We start from the raw sequence: 13985 nt of genomic DNA on the forward strand, positions 1-13985 counted from the left end.
GCGGGCCATGGTAGCAGCGCCAGCGTGTACGCTAGCGGCCATGTCAGAAGCCGCCAAAAAACCACGCAAGCCGCAGATTCCTGAGGACTGGCCCCAGCCCCTGCCTGCCAGTCAGGACGCCATGGATTTATTCATAGATGCTCTGCTGCTGGAGGACGGCCTCTCGCGCAACACGCTGGCGGCCTACCGGCGCGACCTGACAGCAGCCTCGCGCTGGCTGGCCAAGCTGGAGCCGCCCAAAGCTTTGGATGCGGCGCAGGAATCTGACTTGCAGGACTATTTCAGCGCCCGGGTGGACGACACCAAGGCCACCTCATCCAACCGCCGCCTGACGGTGCTGCGCCGCTACTTTCACTGGGCGCTGCGCGAAAAGCGCGTAACGGCCGACCCCACGGTGCGCATGCTGGCCGCCAAACAGGCGCCGCGCATGCCCAAGGTGCTGACCCAGCTGCAGGTGGAAGCCCTGCTGAACGCCCCCGATGTGGACACGCCGCTGGGCCTGCGCGACCGCGCCATGCTGGAGCTGATGTATGCCAGCGGCCTGCGCGTGAGCGAGCTGGTGGGCGTGCGCATGCACGAGCTGGACCTGCGCGCAGGCGTGCTGCGCGTCACGGGCAAGGGGCGCAAGGAGCGACTGGTGCCCTTTGGCCAGGAGGCGCAGCACTGGCTGGAGCGCTATCTGGCGCAGGCGCGCAGCGCCATTCTGGGCGGGCAGCAAAGCGAGGCTGTCTTTGTCACCCAGCGCGGCGCTGGCATGAGCCGGGTGATGTTCTGGATCATCGTCAAGAAGTGCGCGCAACTGGCGGGCATTACCTCACCCCTGTCACCACACACGCTGCGCCACGCGTTTGCCACACACTTGCTCAACCACGGCGCTGATCTGCGTGTGGTGCAGATATTGCTGGGCCATGCCGATATCTCCACCACCACCATCTACACCCATGTGGCGCGTGAACGGCTCAAGGCGCTGCATGCTGAGCATCATCCGAGGGGGTAGGGGCGGCTTATGTGGGCTTGTTGTTGAATGGCGCTGATCGGCCAGAAGCAGCCGGTAGTGACTGACTGCTTCAGTTGCCGTTAGTCGAAGCGCCGCCTTCATCAGTGCTCGGTTTTGCTTTGCGTGAACGAGCTTGCGAAAGCGCGATCTTCTTCGCCCGCTTCGCGTCAAATGACACGATTGGCTTGAACTCCAACTTGTACGGTGTGTAGCGCCCCTTGAAATGTTTCTCACCAGGCAGTGGCTGAATTTCACGCCAATACTTCACACCACCCTCAGGGATAGGACCGCTCGGCAGGGGCCTCAAGATGCATCTAGCTTCGATTTTTCCGCGAACATCGTCCAGCTTGTGGATGTCTGAGTAGTCGGTCGTGCATGCTGACATGAGATAGAAAAGCCCGCTCAAGGCTGCGGTCGCTTCTTGTAAATCAGGCTGGTCACCACTGTGGATGAATTTATTGCGCGCTTTCCTTGCTTCGTTAAGAGTGCAGTACAGCTCCGCGTTAATTACCTTCTTTTGAAACAGAAGTTCAATCCGTGCTGACGTGGTCCAGACACGATAGTCCTTTAGAAAGCCACCACGCTGTGGGACTCCATCAGTTGAGGCTTTCGCTTCAACCTCAATACGCCACAGTCGACTCACTAACTGCTCAATGCTTGTCCACAAGCAGGTAAGGGCTTCGGCCAATGCGCCAGCGACGAAGTGCGAACAACCCGCCAAAACAATTTCATGACTCAACGGATCGCACTTGTTAACGATTCCTCTGCCTCGCTCAACTGCACTTTTAAGATTCGCAATCGTAGTGGGCACTAAATCGAGTAAGCGGATATTCTCTAATGAACTGGCGCTTCGATCTCGAAGCGCTGAATGCAAGCTTGCCACCTGGCCTGACCGTGCATACATGCGAACATATCCAGTCTTGTAGAGTACCCCTTGAAAGATATCAGCAGGTGCGGCCGCCTCCGTGTAGATTCCTCCAAGAAGCATTTCGAGCAAGACGCGGTTGAATATTTTCAGCGCCTTGCCATGCTCAGTAAACTCAGGAAGAGCGGGCAGCGCGAGCGTGCCGTCGAAGCCGACCAGCATCGCGTAAGGAGCGACGTTGCCGTCAATGAATCCACTGACGCGATTTAGCTTTAGGTAGTCGTAGCTGCCCTTATTGATTTGTTCAAGTGACGGATTCCACTTGTCGCGCCCATCCTTTGCGAATAGCTTTATCGGAGCACTAGCCGCCATGATTAGCGGCGTTCCTTCGGGGATCCCATTTTCATCAGTCATGCGCGGATATTGGCTGATTTCGATGCCCGACTATATTCGGAGAACAACTGGCAGCTTTGTTCCGTCGATTTTGTCGCAGCGAGAGGCTGCAATGGGTCGACCTGAGACAGTCATAAGCAACTCCAAAGCAAGCCTCCTAGTCGTTTTCAACCGCTAAAAAGCCCTGCAACTTGTTTGAGTTCTGGGCTTTTTCGTGGCAGCTGCGATTTGGGAATGAAGCCAGCTACCGCAGCTATCTAACCCCATCATCAGGCTGGCTGCTGAGCACTAATCTGTATGTAGTACAGCCCCCAGACAGCAGCCGTAAAGCGCTGCTTGAGGGGGAGCTGTTTGAGTTCATCAATATGCTGGGGCGCAAAGCTGGCCCATAGCGGGCCAAGGCCGCCGATGGACAGCGGCGTGCCGTCAAGCTGCGTGGCCAGCAGCATGCGCCAGCGCACGGCCTGGGCCAGGGGCAGCTGGCTGCGGTAGCCGTCAATGCCTTGTAGCGTCAGCCAGTGGCCCTGGGCCATGGCCTGGGCAATATCCACGCCGCTGGCTTGCAGCACGTTTTCCAGCAGCGGGCCTTGCAGGCTGTGCTCTGCGTTGTCGTATTCCAGTGTGGTTTTCAGTGTGTGCTGCTCAAGGCTGTTGAGGGCATCCAGCCCGCAGGCCCAGGCGCTTTCAAACTGGTAGCCGTGGGTTTGCAACATATGGTCGGTCACTGGCTGCGGCTTGCCCCGGTTGCCTTGCACGCCGGGGCCGGAGATGGTCAGCATGACGGGCTGCAGGCCGTTGAGCACGCAGGCCTGGCTGGCAGAGCGGGCGGCTTGCGCCGATGGAGCCAGTGCCAGTGTTCCCAGCGCAGCGCAGGCTGCGCCGCTGCGCGAGAGCAGGCCACGGCGGGACAGGGGTTTGGAGTCGCTCATGCGTTCCTTTCAGACGGGGATGAATCAGTCTAGCCTAGCTGGTATGAGTAGCAGGGCGTTTGATGTGATGCATTTCTTTCGTCATTCCGGCGAAAGCAGCCAATGGATTCGCCGAATCATTGATGGCGTGTTCAAGGATTTGCGCTTTGAGGAAAAATCGCAGCATTGATTTTTGGAATTGCATTGGTGATGACTAACTTTCTGCGCCGAAGCCTGCTGGCCTGTGCCATAGCTGCTGCCCTGCCGGCAGCGCTGTCTGTGAATGCGTATGCGGCTGACAAGGCTGATGCGGGCCACTGGCCTGCGCGCCCCATTCGCCTGGTGGTGTCTTACCCTGCAGGCGGCGTCAGCGATGTGGTGGCGCGTGCGCTGGGCGAGAAGCTGACGGCGGCGCTGGGCCAGTCGGTGGTGATTGACAACAAGGCGGGCGCGGGCGGCGCCATTGGCCTGGATCTGGTGGCCAAGTCCAACCCCGATGGCTATACGCTGGGCTTTTCGTCCATCAGCCCGCTGACGCTGAGCCCGCATCTGGGCAAGCCGCTGTTTGACGCGCACAAGGACATCGTGCCCGTGGTCAGCGTCATGTATTCGCCCGTGCTGCTGCTGGGCACCACGCGCTCGACGGCTGCCAGCTTTCCCGATCTGATTGCGCAGGCCAAGGCCCACCCGGGCGATGTGCGCTGGGCTACGGCGGGTCTGGCTTCGCTGGGCCACATCATGCTGGAGCAGATTGCCGACCAGTCCAAGACCCAGATCACCCATGTGCCTTACAAAGGTGGCGGCCAGCAGCTCAACGACGGCCTCAGCGCACAGTTTGAAGTGCTGTCCACCAATGCCGGCCCTGCCGTGATGCAGCACATCAAGGCCGGCAAGTTCAAGGCGCTGGCCGTGGGCGCGCCTTCGCGTCTGGATACTTTGCCCAATGTGCCTACGCTGGCAGAGCTGGGTTACAAGAACGCCAACACGACATCAGTCTTCGGCATCTTCGCCCCCGCCGGTGTGCCGGCCCCCGTGCTGGCGCGGCTGAATGCCGAGGTGAACAAGGCGCTGGCGCTGCCTGAAATTCGTCAGCGACTGGAAGCCACTGACAATGTGCCCACAGGCGGCAAGGCGGCTGACTTTGCCAAACAGATCGAGGCCGAATCCAGGGCCAATGCCAAGATCATCAAGGCAGCGCATATTCAGCTGAATTGACCGCCTTATTGATTACGGTTTTGATAGCGTTTCACGCTTGAAACACAAAGGGCTTGCAGTCGTATTGGCTGCAAGCCCTTTGTTTGTATGCGCTGTAAGCTATTGATTTGAGAGTCAGACGGCTTCGCTGATGAGGTCATCGGCCCAGCTCAGGGCCTGCAGGTGGGCCCAGTTGACCTGGTGGTTGGACAGTTGCAGCGCATTGGCAGCGCGGGCAAATGCCGCGTCGTCACCGGACTCGCAGGCGCGGGTCAGCTCCAGGAAGGGGGCGAACACGCCGGTGTTGTGCACCAGTGCATCCACCACGGACTGCGGCAGGGCCACGGATTCCAGTGCCTTGGTCATGGGCTGGCCCAGCATCACATCCAGCAGCGAGAAAACGCCTACCACAAAGGCGTGGTCGCTTTCTTCGGGCGGCAGCAGCTCGGAGGACAGCAGCTCCATCAAACGGCCGCGCACCACAGCAGTCTGGCCCACGGCGGGCGGCGTGCCGCCAGCGCGCGAGGTGGTCAGCAGCAAGGCCGCCCAGCGGAACAGCTTTTTGAGGCCCAGAATCATCACCGCGTGGCGGAACGAGGTGATCTCGCAGCTCAGGCCAAAGCCCGAGCTGTTGATGAAGCGCAGCAGGTTGAAGGATAGCGTGGGGTCCTTCTTGAGCAGCTCTTCAATCTCTTCCGTGCTGGCCTGCTGGCGCACCAGGTTGATGAGCTGAATCACCGTGGCATGCGTGGGGCGGATGGTGCGCGCCTGCACCACCTGGGGCTGGGCGAACCAAAAGCCCTGGAACAGCTTGACGCCCAGCGACTGCATGTGCTCGAACTGCTCGGCAGTTTCCACCTTCTCGGCCACGATCTGGGCGCGGGTGTAGTTCTGGGCAAACTTGACCAGCTTTTCTGCGTGCTCCAGGCCAAAGGTCTGCATGTCCAGCTTCACGAAGGACGCCATGGGCAGCCAGGCGGCGTAGTTGCGGCGCAGCAGGTTCTGGTCAAAAGCCAGACGAAAGCCGCGCTGGCGCAGTGCGTTGAAGGTGGGCAGGCAGGCGTCGATGTTCTGCTGCGTGGCATCGGCGGGCAGGGCGGGCACTTCCAGCACCACGCGGTCGGGGTGGATCAGCTCCAGGTGCGCGCCAGACAGGCTTTCATGCGTGCAGTTGATGAAGACGGTTTTCTTGCCAACCAGTGCTTCGGCACCGGCGTAGGACAGGGCGTTGAACAGCAGGGCCGCATCAGATGCGGCGGTGTGGGCTTTGCTGGCCACAGAACGGTCAAACAGTTCGTAGCCAAAGACATCGCGCTTATCGTCCACGATGGCCTGGCGCGCGATTCTGGCGATATTGGCATCGTCAGTTTCGGCAGGGGCGGCAGCGTTGGGGGGGATGTCGGTGGTTTCCATGGTGGGCAGGGCAGTAATAGGGCAAAGACCGTCAGGGCTGAAGGTCGGACAGGCAGTCCGTCCAGCTCATGGCCTGCAGGTGTGCGTGGTTGATCTGCTGGTGTGCCAGGTGCAGGCTTTGTGCGCTGCGGTCGAATTGGTCGTCGTCATGGCTTTCGCAGGCCCGGGCCAGCATCAGCAACTCGCCCAGAATGCCTTCATGGCGAAGCACGGCGGCGGATACGGCTTCCGAGACGGGAAGCAGCGCCAGTGCAGCAGGCAAGGGCATGCCCAGCATGCGGTCCAGCATCGAAAAAAGGCCGCAGATAAAAGCCAGGTCCGGGTCGGTCTCGGTCAGCGATTGTTTGGCCAGCAGCTCCATCAGGCGGCCGCGGATGACGGCAGTCTGGCCAACCGCAGGGGGCGGGCCGCCGTCGCGTGAAGCCGTCAGCAGCATGGCAGCCCAGCGAAACAGCTTGTTGAGGCCCAGCATCATGACGGCCTGGCGGAACGAGGTGATTTCGCGATGCGCCCCGAAGCTGGCGGAGTTGATGAGGCGCAGCAGGTTGAAAGCCAGTGCCGCATCTTTCTTGAGCACTTCTTCAATGGCATCGGTGCTGGCCTGCTGGCGCACCAGAGTCAGCAACTGAATGATGCTTTGCTGCGCGGGCGTGAGCAGACGGGTCTGCATGACAGTGGGGCGTGCAAACCAGAAGCCCTGAAACAGGGCAATGCCCAGGCGCTGGGCCAGTTCATGCTGCTGTGCGCTTTCGACTTTTTCGGCAATCAGCTCGGCCTGGGTGTGGCGAGTGGCGTAATTGACCAGCACGGTCAGCTGGCCGGGTGCCAGAACGGACAGGTCAATCTTGATGTAGTCGGCCAGCGGCAGCCAGGCGGCATAGACCGACTCCAGCACCGTGTGATTGAAGGCCAGGTGAAAGCCCTGGTCCTTGAGGGCCTGCAGCGTGGGCAGGCGGGCCACGACTTCCTGCATGGCGGCGTGGCCCAGAGGCGGAATCTCCAGCACCACTTTGTCGGCGGGTAGCAGTTCAAGGTGTTCGCCTGTCAGCCCCTCATGGGTGCAGTTGACGAACATCAGCTTGGTGCCCACCAGATCTTCTTCGCCGGCGTGGGTCAGTGCGGCGAACACCAGCGTGGCATCGGATGCCATGGTGTGGCCATAGGGCGCACGGGAACGATTGAACAACTCGTAGCCAATGATCTGCTGCAGTCCGTTGACGATGGGCTGGCGTGCAATCATGCCTTTGGACAGGTGGTTCGACGGCGCGAAGGTCGTGTCCGGTTGAGAGAGTTCACTCATGCAGCCAGGCGATTTCAGTGGCGGTAAAACCGGCGGCGCGGCGTGCTTTTTCGTTGAAGGGCGGGCGCAGGCGGGGGGCTTCGTAGCGGGCGGTCAGCTCCAGATACAGGGGCTCGGGGTCCAGCCCCTGCTTCTCGCACAGCCAGCGGTACCAGTGGTTACCAATGGCCACATGGCCCACTTCTTCGCGCAGGATGATGTCCAGAATGTCGCAGGCAGCCAGTGCATCGGGGGCGTGGGTGTTGCGCAGCTTGTTCTGAATTTGAGGTGTGGCGTCCAGGCCACGAGCTTCCAGCGTGCGGGGCACCAGAGCCATGCGGGCTGTGATGTCTCTCGCCGTTTTCTCGCACATGGTCCACAGACCCTGATGGGCCGGGTGGTCGCCATAGTCCTGACCGTGGTGCTGGCGCAGGTGGTCGCGCAGCAGGCGAAAGTGCTTGGCTTCCTCTGCCGCCACCTGCAGCCAGTCGTGGTAGTACTGCTCGGGCATGCCGTCAAAGCGCCAGATGGCATCGAGCGCCAGATTGATGGCGTTGAACTCGATATGGGCAATGGCATGAATCAGCACAGCCCGGCCTTCGAGGGTGGCGGGCGAGCGGCGGGCCACGGCCGTGTGGTGGCGTAGCTCGGGCCGGGCCGGGCGGCCGGGCAGCTCGGACTCGGAAACAGGCAGGCTGGGCGCAGTTTCTGCTATTGAATACAGAGCTTTATTCGCATACAGATCGATGGCTGCAGCGGCTTTTTGCTCAGGATCGGAAAAGCACAAGACCTCAAGTGCGCGGTGACGTAACTCCATCCCTACAATTCTAGGTTCTACCAAGAAGCAACCCAACCGGGAGACAAGACACATGGCAATTTACGAACTCGACGGAGTAGCACCGCAAATTGATGAGACTGCCTGGGTGGCTGACAGCGCCGAGGTCATGGGCCGCGTGACGCTGGAAAAAGACGCCAGTGTCTGGTTCGGCACCGTCATTCGCGGAGACACCGAAAACATCACGATTGGCGCGGGCTCCAATATTCAGGACGCCAGCGTGCTGCACGCCGATTTCGGTAAACCGCTGGTGGTGGGTTGCAATGTGACGGTTGGTCACCAAGTAATGCTGCATGGCTGCACGATTGGCGATGGCTCGCTCATCGGCATTGGTGCTGTGGTGCTCAATGGCGCAAAGATTGGCAAGAACTGCCTGGTGGGCGCTGGCTCGCTGGTGACCGAAGGCAAGGAGTTTCCCGATGGCTCCATGATCCTGGGAAGCCCTGCCAAGGTGGTGCGCGAACTCTCGCCAGAGCAGATCCAGAATCTGCAGCAGAGTGCCAAAAACTATGTTGAAAATGCACGTCGCTTCAAGAGCGGCTTGCGCAAGCTGGGCTGATAGCCTGGCGCTTACCGGAACCTTTTAGCGTGTCTGAACTGCATAAATTCATTTTTGACGGCCTGCCTGTGCGTGGAGCCATTGTTCGCCTGACCGATGCCTGGCAGGAAATCCTGCAGCGCCGCGAAGGCAACCACGACACCGGAGCCTATCCCGAGGCGGTGCGTGCGCTGCTGGGCGAGATGACGGCCGCAGGCGTGCTCATGCAGTCCAACATCAAGTTCAACGGCGCGCTGGTGTTCCAGGTCATGGGCGATGGCCCCGTCAAGCTGGCCGTGGCTGAAGTGCAGTCTGACCTGAGCCTGCGCGCTACGGCTTCGCTGGTGGGCGACGCCAACCAGCCGCTGCAAAGGCAGCAGGCGCCACTGGCATCGCTGGTCAATGCGCGTGGTGCAGGCCGCTGCGCGGTCACGCTGGACCCCAAGGATCGCAAGCCCGGCCAGCAGCCCTATCAGGGCGTGGTGTCGCTCAACAGCGTCAACGGTGGCCGCTTCGAGAACCTGGCTGATGCACTGCAGTTCTACATGCTGCAGTCCGAGCAGCTGGATACGGTGATGGTGCTGGCCGCCAATGACCGCGTTGCTGCTGGCCTGATGGTGCAGCGCATGCCCGTGAAGGGCGAAGCCAATCTGGCAGCGGCAACCGAAAGCGGTGACGCTGAAAACGACGCCCAGGGCCTGAACGAGGAATACAACCGCATTGCCACGCTGGCGGCCAGCCTGACGCAGGACGAGCTGCTGACGCTGGATGTGGACACCATCCTGCGCCGCCTGTTCTGGGAAGAGAAGCTGCTGCGCTTTGCACCGCAGGCAGACGAGCAGGCCCCGCGCTTTGCCTGCACCTGCAGCCGCGAACGTGTGGCCACCATGCTGAACTCGCTGGGCGAGGAAGAAGTGAAATCCATCATTGCCGAACGCGGCAAGGTCGATGTGGGCTGCGACTTCTGCGGTCAGCAGTATCAGTTTGACGCCATTGACGCAGCGCGCCTGTTTACGGATGCGCAGATTCAGCCGCCAAGCTCCAGCTCGGTGCAGTAACTTGTCTCAGTGCTGGCCCTCTGGGCTGGCATGGAAGAGCGCTTCAAGGCGCATCTTTCAGGCGCTCAAACAGCGCCAGCTCACACTCAGGATCGCCGCATTGCTCACAGGCTTTGCGGCGTATTTTTTGGCTGCTATTCCACGGGTTCTGGCTTGAAATCCACTGCCAGTCTGCGTCAGGTGCTATGAATTGCAGAGAGGCTGCCAGTTGCTGCCACTGGGCCGAAGGTCTGCCGTAAAGCATCACATAGCTTTGCGAGAGCGCATCCAGATGCGCACGCCACTGCTGTATCTGCCGGGCAATGGCGGGGTCCGGGTCTGTATCGCGCCAATCCTGGCCCAGTACATAGACGAGGGCATTGGCAGGCCAGTCCTCGCCCGCAGCGGGAGCGAGGCATTGCCAGGGCAGGGCCGCATCAGTCATGCCTGCATCCTGCCTTGCCTGAAGCAGGCCATGGGCCATGCTGCGTGCCAGGGCATGCGGAGCACCCAGCAGCACAACGCTGGGCGCAGGAACAGCAAAGCCAGCGCGGGGCTGGCTTTGTCGTGGCTGGGCTGCGGAGTCAGCGCTTGGAAATCTGAATATAGATTTCATTGGGTTTGACCATGCCCAGCTCGTAGCGGGCCTTTTCTTCCACGGTGGACAGACCATCCTTGAGGTCGTTGACCTCAGACTGCAGTCTGTCGTTTTCCGACTTTTCCAGGGCGTTGGCAGCGTACTGGTCCTTGATCTGGCCTTGCAGCTCGTGCACATAGGCCATGCTGCCATTGCCCAGCCAGAGTTGGGCATGGATGGCAGCCAGCAGGGCCAGCAAGACAACACAGACGACGCGATTCACCATAAAAAACTCAAAAAGCAGTGCGATCCCACAAAGGAGAGACACCGAGGAAGGGCCGCCCCGCGCCGACGGTGTCGTCCCCCTCTAAGGGGGAAGGCGCGAAGCGACTCAGGGGGTGCACTTTTTATCCACGCAGATTGTAGAAGGCAGCACGGCCGGGGTACTCGGCCACATCGCCCAGATCTTCTTCAATGCGCAGCAGCTGGTTGTACTTGGCGATACGGTCGGAACGGCTCATGGAGCCGGTCTTGATTTGACCTGCGTTCAGACCCACGGCGATGTCAGCAATGGTGCTGTCTTCGGTTTCGCCCGAGCGGTGCGAGATCACGGCGGTGTAACCAGCGCGCTTGGCCATTTCAATGGCGGCGAAGGTTTCGGTCAGGGTGCCGATCTGGTTGATCTTGATCAGGATGGAGTTGGCAATGTGCTTTTCAATGCCTTCCTTCAGGATCTTGGTGTTGGTCACGAACAGGTCGTCACCCACCAGCTGAACCTTGGCGCCCAGACGCTCTGTCAGGATCTTCCAGCCATCCCAGTCGCCTTCGTGCATGCCGTCTTCGATGGAGATGATGGGGTACTTGTCGCACCAGCCGGCCAGCATGTCGGTCCACTGGGTGGCGTTCAGCGTCATATTGCCTTCGCCAGCCAGAACGTACATGCCGTCCTTGTAGAACTCGGAAGCCGCGCAGTCCAGGCCCAGAGCGATCTGCTCGCCGGGCTTGTAGCCAGCCTTTTCAATGGCTTCGATGATCAGCTGGATTGCCGCTTCGTGGTTTTCCACGGAAGGAGCGAAACCGCCTTCGTCGCCCACAGCGGTGGACATGCCCTTGTGGTGGATGATGGCCTTCAGTGCGTGGAAGACTTCAGCGCCCCAGCGCACGGCTTCACGGAAAGTGGGCGCGCCGACGGGGATGATCATGAACTCTTGCAGGTCCAGCGAGTTGTTCGCGTGGGCGCCGCCGTTGATCACGTTCATCATGGGCACGGGCAGCTGTGTGCCGCCCATGCCGCCGAAGTAGCGGTACAGGGGCAGGCCAGCTTCTTCGGCAGCAGCGCGGGCCACGGCCATGGACACGGCCAGCATGGCGTTGGCGCCCAGGCGGCTCTTGTTGTCGGTGCCGTCGAGGTCGATCAGGGTCTTGTCCAGGAAAGCTTGCTCGGAAGCGTCTAGGCCCAGCACGGCTTCGGAGATTTCGGTGTTGATGTGCTCAACAGCCTTCAAAACGCCCTTGCCCAGGTAACGGCTCTTGTCGCCGTCACGCAGCTCGATGGCTTCGCGCGAGCCGGTAGATGCGCCGCTAGGCACAGCCGCACGGCCCATCACGCCGGATTCCAGCAGCACGTCGCATTCAACGGTGGGGTTACCGCGGCTGTCCAGCACTTCGCGGCCTACGATGTCAACAATGGCACTCATTGCATTTCCTTTGAGGTTTCTGAAATCGGTACGTGCAGGCTGATTTCTTTCATGAAATCATGCCCAAGCGCTTGTGCATCAAGCGCAAGCTGCTATTAAAACTTGTGAAGCCGGTGGTCTTGCACCCGCTGCGCGCGCCAAGCACGCAATCAGTATGAAAGAGGCTGCGGCGGCTATTGTGCACAAATTTGACAGGCCGCTTTAGCCTTGACGCGAAGCTGTAATCGAGTTTCATCTTTTGCGAAACAACGGTTACAGGCATTGGACACAAAAAAGGCATGACGTCACGAGGGTTCGTGTCAGTCATGCCTGCTTGCATCATGTCTTTTCAGACGCCTTCTACGCAGATCATGCGCATGATGGCGGCGCCTTCCCGGGCCTTGCGCGCCTTGCGGTATTCGGGCGAGTCATGAAAGGACTTGGCCGCTTCAAAGCTGGGAAATTTCAGCACCACCACGCGCTCGGGCGCCCAGTCGCCTTCCAGCACGGCCACTTGCCCGCCGCGCACGCAGACTTCGGCGCCATGTACTTGCATGGCCTCAGTGCTCCATTGGCGGTACTCGGTGTACTGCTCGGGGTTGGTCACCTCGACGTAGGCAATGATGTAGCCGCTCATCTGTTGTTCCTTAAAGTCTAGATAGGGCGAAAAAAAACGTGGTGAGACTGATCTTCAGAAAGGTCTAAAGAAATAGTGTCGTGCAATGTAAGCTGACGAACTTGAGTAGTCTGGTGTTCGCTGTTTCGCTGTTGCATAAAGGGCTGAGCATTTACGTGATTCACTAGATCTCGCATCGACGGGTCCTCATTCATTCCCAGATAGCCGCGCAGCAGATAAAAGTGCATGACATTGTTGCGGCAATGCGCCCAGAGGTCGTGCCACTGCATGGATTGCGGCCGCCACAGTGAGTTGTGCCCTTCGTAGAAGTTTGGCGAGCTCATGGGCATGCATTCCGGTGTCACGATCAGAATGAATTTGCAGCGGTAGTTGAGGTACTCCAGCAGATCCTGCCCTTCGGATTTGCGAAAGTGCTCAATCACATCGCCCAGAATGACAAAGTCGAAGGTTTCCTCGGGGCGGTCCATCAGGCTCAGGGCGCTGATGGATCGAACCTCGTCATAGCCCAGAGCCAGGAGCTCATCTTTGCGCCCTGGCTCGTACTCCACAGCCGTCAGATGAGGCTGGGGGAGGTTCGCAGCGCGTATCAGGCGGCCATACTTTCCTTCGCCAGCACCGATGTCCAGAACCCGTTTGGGCTGGATCTGCGTCAGGAGATAAACGCACAGATCATCGAACGTTGTGAAGGAGTAGCCACTGTACATAGCCTGACTGGGTGGCTTACGCCTCGAAGTGGTTTTCCAGGAAGCCGTTGCGCTTGGTCACATCGTCCAAGGCCACCAAGGTCTCCAGCAGCGCCTTCATGTGCTTGAGGGGCACGGCGTTGGGGCCGTCGCTCAGGGCGTTGCAGGGATCGGGGTGGGTTTCCATGAACAGACCCGCCACACCTACGGCTACAGCCGCGCGGGAGAGCACGGGCACCATTTCGCGCATGCCGCCGCTGGATGTTCCGTTGCCGCCGGGCAGCTGCACGCTGTGCGTGGCGTCGAACACCACGGGGGCGTTGGTCTCGCGCATGATGGCCAGAGACCGCATGTCGCTGACCAGGTTGTTGTAGCCAAAGCTGGCACCGCGTTCGCAGGCCGTGAAGCTGTCTTCTGGCAGACCCACTTCCTTGGCGGCAGCGCGGGCCTTGTCGATGACATTCTTCATGTCATGCGGCGCCAGGAACTGGCCCTTTTTGATATTCACGGGCTTGCCCGACTGGGCCACGGCGCGGATGAAATCCGTCTGGCGGCACAGGAAAGCGGGGGTTTGCAGCATGTCGACGACAGAGGCCACGTAAGGCACTTCGGCTTCGGTGTGCACATCGGTGAGGATGGGCACGTTCAATTCTTTTTTCACCTTGGCCAGAATTTCCAGGCCTTTTTCCATGCCGGGGCCACGAAAGCTGGTGCCCGACGACCGGTTGGCCTTGTCAAAGCTGCTCTTGAAGATGAAGTGGATGCCCAGAGAGGAGGTGATCTCCTTGAGCTGCCCGGCCACGTCCATCTGCAGCTGTTCGGATTCGACCACGCAAGGGCCGGCGATCAGAAAGAAGCGCTTGTCCAGACCAATATCAAAGCCGCAGAGTTTCATGGTGGGTTCCTTTGTGCACGCGGTGCATGCTTCAAAAACGGAAGCTGCTAACGCCTTG

17 protein-coding genes are annotated in these 13985 nt (G+C 60.1%); 5 read left to right on the top strand and 12 right to left on the bottom strand.

All coding sequences use genetic code 11. The features are described from left to right. Positions 1 to 40: 40 nt before the first annotated feature. Positions 41 to 997, top strand: coding sequence for a site-specific tyrosine recombinase XerD (gene xerD, locus JDW18_RS06195; protein ID WP_218242822.1), 957 nt, complete (start codon positions 41 to 43; stop codon positions 995 to 997). A gap of 70 nt (positions 998 to 1067) precedes the next feature. On the opposite strand, the gene JDW18_RS06200 is transcribed toward xerD, so the two are convergent. Together JDW18_RS06200 and JDW18_RS06205 are read right to left on the bottom strand one after the other, a co-directional pair. Beyond that, entirely contained in the window at positions 1068 to 2276 is a 1209-nt protein-coding gene (locus tag JDW18_RS06200) for a hypothetical protein (protein ID WP_218242823.1), read from the bottom strand. A 248-nt stretch (positions 2277 to 2524) separates the two neighbouring features. Continuing rightward, positions 2525 to 3184, bottom strand: coding sequence for a molybdopterin-binding protein (locus JDW18_RS06205; protein ID WP_218242824.1), 660 nt, complete (start codon positions 3182 to 3184; stop codon positions 2525 to 2527). Between JDW18_RS06205 and JDW18_RS06210 the strand changes: the two genes are divergently transcribed. Both JDW18_RS06210 and JDW18_RS06215 read left to right on the top strand, forming a co-directional pair. Next, on the top strand, positions 3183 to 3353 hold the full coding sequence (locus tag JDW18_RS06210; RefSeq protein WP_218242825.1) for a hypothetical protein: 171 nt from the start codon (positions 3183 to 3185) through the stop codon (positions 3351 to 3353). The two genes, JDW18_RS06205 and JDW18_RS06210, sit on opposite strands and share 2 nt — an antisense overlap. Positions 3354 to 3373: 20 nt before the next feature. Further along, positions 3374 to 4378 carry a Bug family tripartite tricarboxylate transporter substrate binding protein gene (locus JDW18_RS06215; protein WP_218242826.1) on the top strand — a complete coding sequence of 335 codons (1005 nt, stop codon included), beginning with the start codon at positions 3374 to 3376 and terminating at the stop codon, positions 4376 to 4378. Between the two features lie 114 nt (positions 4379 to 4492). Here the strand turns inward: JDW18_RS06215 and JDW18_RS06220 are convergent, their stop codons facing one another. From JDW18_RS06220 to JDW18_RS06230, 3 genes are read right to left on the bottom strand one after another with little or no spacing between them, the layout of a single operon-like run. After that, on the bottom strand, positions 4493 to 5770 hold the full coding sequence (locus JDW18_RS06220; protein ID WP_218242827.1) for an EAL and HDOD domain-containing protein: 1278 nt from the start codon (positions 5768 to 5770) through the stop codon (positions 4493 to 4495). 31 nt (positions 5771 to 5801) lie between these two features. Beyond that, positions 5802 to 7070 (bottom strand): EAL and HDOD domain-containing protein, encoded by a 1269-nt coding sequence (locus JDW18_RS06225; protein ID WP_218242828.1) that lies wholly within the window; start codon positions 7068 to 7070, stop codon positions 5802 to 5804. Further along, positions 7063 to 7866 carry a ferritin-like domain-containing protein gene (locus JDW18_RS06230; protein WP_218242829.1) on the bottom strand — a complete coding sequence of 268 codons (804 nt, stop codon included), beginning with the start codon at positions 7864 to 7866 and terminating at the stop codon, positions 7063 to 7065. The genes JDW18_RS06225 and JDW18_RS06230 overlap by 8 nt, the downstream gene beginning before the upstream one ends. Before the next feature lie 52 nt (positions 7867 to 7918). On the opposite strand from JDW18_RS06230, the gene JDW18_RS06235 reads away from it, so the two are divergent. Next, positions 7919 to 8443 (top strand): gamma carbonic anhydrase family protein, encoded by a 525-nt coding sequence (locus JDW18_RS06235; RefSeq protein WP_218242830.1) that lies wholly within the window; start codon positions 7919 to 7921, stop codon positions 8441 to 8443. Between the two features lie 29 nt (positions 8444 to 8472). Then, the gene (gene hslO / locus JDW18_RS06240; protein WP_218242831.1) at positions 8473 to 9480 is read left to right on the top strand and encodes an Hsp33 family molecular chaperone HslO; all 1008 of its coding nucleotides are present in this window, start codon (positions 8473 to 8475) and stop codon (positions 9478 to 9480) included. A gap of 43 nt (positions 9481 to 9523) precedes the next feature. Here the strand turns inward: hslO and JDW18_RS06245 are convergent, their stop codons facing one another. From JDW18_RS06245 to kdsA, 7 genes are all read right to left on the bottom strand, one after another. After that, a complete protein-coding gene (locus JDW18_RS06245) occupies positions 9524 to 10075 on the bottom strand; it encodes a hypothetical protein (RefSeq protein WP_218242832.1) in 552 nt (183 codons plus the stop codon). Next, positions 10044 to 10322, bottom strand: coding sequence for a septum formation initiator family protein (locus tag JDW18_RS06250; protein ID WP_218242833.1), 279 nt, complete (start codon positions 10320 to 10322; stop codon positions 10044 to 10046). Before JDW18_RS06250 ends, JDW18_RS06245 begins: the two co-directional genes overlap by 32 nt. A gap of 121 nt (positions 10323 to 10443) precedes the next feature. Further along, a complete protein-coding gene (gene eno / locus JDW18_RS06255; RefSeq protein ID WP_218242834.1) occupies positions 10444 to 11733 on the bottom strand; it encodes a phosphopyruvate hydratase in 1290 nt (429 codons plus the stop codon). 49 nt (positions 11734 to 11782) lie between these two features. Continuing rightward, positions 11783 to 12040 (bottom strand): hypothetical protein, encoded by a 258-nt coding sequence (locus JDW18_RS06260; RefSeq protein WP_218242835.1) that lies wholly within the window; start codon positions 12038 to 12040, stop codon positions 11783 to 11785. Positions 12041 to 12061: 21 nt separating this feature from the next. Beyond that, positions 12062 to 12349 carry a DUF1330 domain-containing protein gene (locus JDW18_RS06265; protein WP_218242836.1) on the bottom strand — a complete coding sequence of 96 codons (288 nt, stop codon included), beginning with the start codon at positions 12347 to 12349 and terminating at the stop codon, positions 12062 to 12064. Positions 12350 to 12366: 17 nt separating this feature from the next. Next, positions 12367 to 13053 (bottom strand): methyltransferase domain-containing protein, encoded by a 687-nt coding sequence (locus JDW18_RS06270; RefSeq protein ID WP_218242837.1) that lies wholly within the window; start codon positions 13051 to 13053, stop codon positions 12367 to 12369. Between the two features lie 16 nt (positions 13054 to 13069). Further along, a complete protein-coding gene (gene kdsA / locus JDW18_RS06275; protein ID WP_218242838.1) occupies positions 13070 to 13927 on the bottom strand; it encodes a 3-deoxy-8-phosphooctulonate synthase in 858 nt (285 codons plus the stop codon). Between the last annotated feature and the right edge of the window lie 58 nt (positions 13928 to 13985).

Source organism: Comamonas fluminis, from assembly GCF_019186805.1.
Classification (GTDB): Bacteria; Pseudomonadota; Gammaproteobacteria; order Burkholderiales; family Burkholderiaceae_C; genus Comamonas; species Comamonas fluminis.

What these genes read in the sequence shown, in the direction of transcription:
- xerD (WP_218242822.1), top strand. Translation starts at nt 41, where the DNA reads ATGTCAGAAGCCGCCAAAAAACCACGCAAGCCGCAGATTCCTGAGGAC.
- JDW18_RS06200 (WP_218242823.1), bottom strand. Translation starts at nt 2,276, where the DNA reads ATGACTGATGAAAATGGGATCCCCGAAGGAACGCCGCTAATCATGGCG.
- JDW18_RS06210 (WP_218242825.1), top strand. Translation starts at nt 3,183, where the DNA reads ATGCGTTCCTTTCAGACGGGGATGAATCAGTCTAGCCTAGCTGGTATG.
- JDW18_RS06205 (WP_218242824.1), bottom strand. Translation starts at nt 3,184, where the DNA reads ATGAGCGACTCCAAACCCCTGTCCCGCCGTGGCCTGCTCTCGCGCAGC.
- JDW18_RS06215 (WP_218242826.1), top strand. Translation starts at nt 3,374, where the DNA reads ATGACTAACTTTCTGCGCCGAAGCCTGCTGGCCTGTGCCATAGCTGCT.
- JDW18_RS06220 (WP_218242827.1), bottom strand. Translation starts at nt 5,770, where the DNA reads ATGGAAACCACCGACATCCCCCCCAACGCTGCCGCCCCTGCCGAAACT.
- JDW18_RS06225 (WP_218242828.1), bottom strand. Translation starts at nt 7,070, where the DNA reads ATGAGTGAACTCTCTCAACCGGACACGACCTTCGCGCCGTCGAACCAC.
- JDW18_RS06230 (WP_218242829.1), bottom strand. Translation starts at nt 7,866, where the DNA reads ATGGAGTTACGTCACCGCGCACTTGAGGTCTTGTGCTTTTCCGATCCT.
- JDW18_RS06235 (WP_218242830.1), top strand. Translation starts at nt 7,919, where the DNA reads ATGGCAATTTACGAACTCGACGGAGTAGCACCGCAAATTGATGAGACT.
- JDW18_RS06245 (WP_218242832.1), bottom strand. Translation starts at nt 10,075, where the DNA reads ATGAAATCTATATTCAGATTTCCAAGCGCTGACTCCGCAGCCCAGCCA.
- JDW18_RS06250 (WP_218242833.1), bottom strand. Translation starts at nt 10,322, where the DNA reads ATGGTGAATCGCGTCGTCTGTGTTGTCTTGCTGGCCCTGCTGGCTGCC.
- eno (WP_218242834.1), bottom strand. Translation starts at nt 11,733, where the DNA reads ATGAGTGCCATTGTTGACATCGTAGGCCGCGAAGTGCTGGACAGCCGC.
- JDW18_RS06260 (WP_218242835.1), bottom strand. Translation starts at nt 12,040, where the DNA reads ATGACTGACACGAACCCTCGTGACGTCATGCCTTTTTTGTGTCCAATG.
- JDW18_RS06265 (WP_218242836.1), bottom strand. Translation starts at nt 12,349, where the DNA reads ATGAGCGGCTACATCATTGCCTACGTCGAGGTGACCAACCCCGAGCAG.
- JDW18_RS06270 (WP_218242837.1), bottom strand. Translation starts at nt 13,053, where the DNA reads ATGTACAGTGGCTACTCCTTCACAACGTTCGATGATCTGTGCGTTTAT.
- kdsA (WP_218242838.1), bottom strand. Translation starts at nt 13,927, where the DNA reads ATGAAACTCTGCGGCTTTGATATTGGTCTGGACAAGCGCTTCTTTCTG.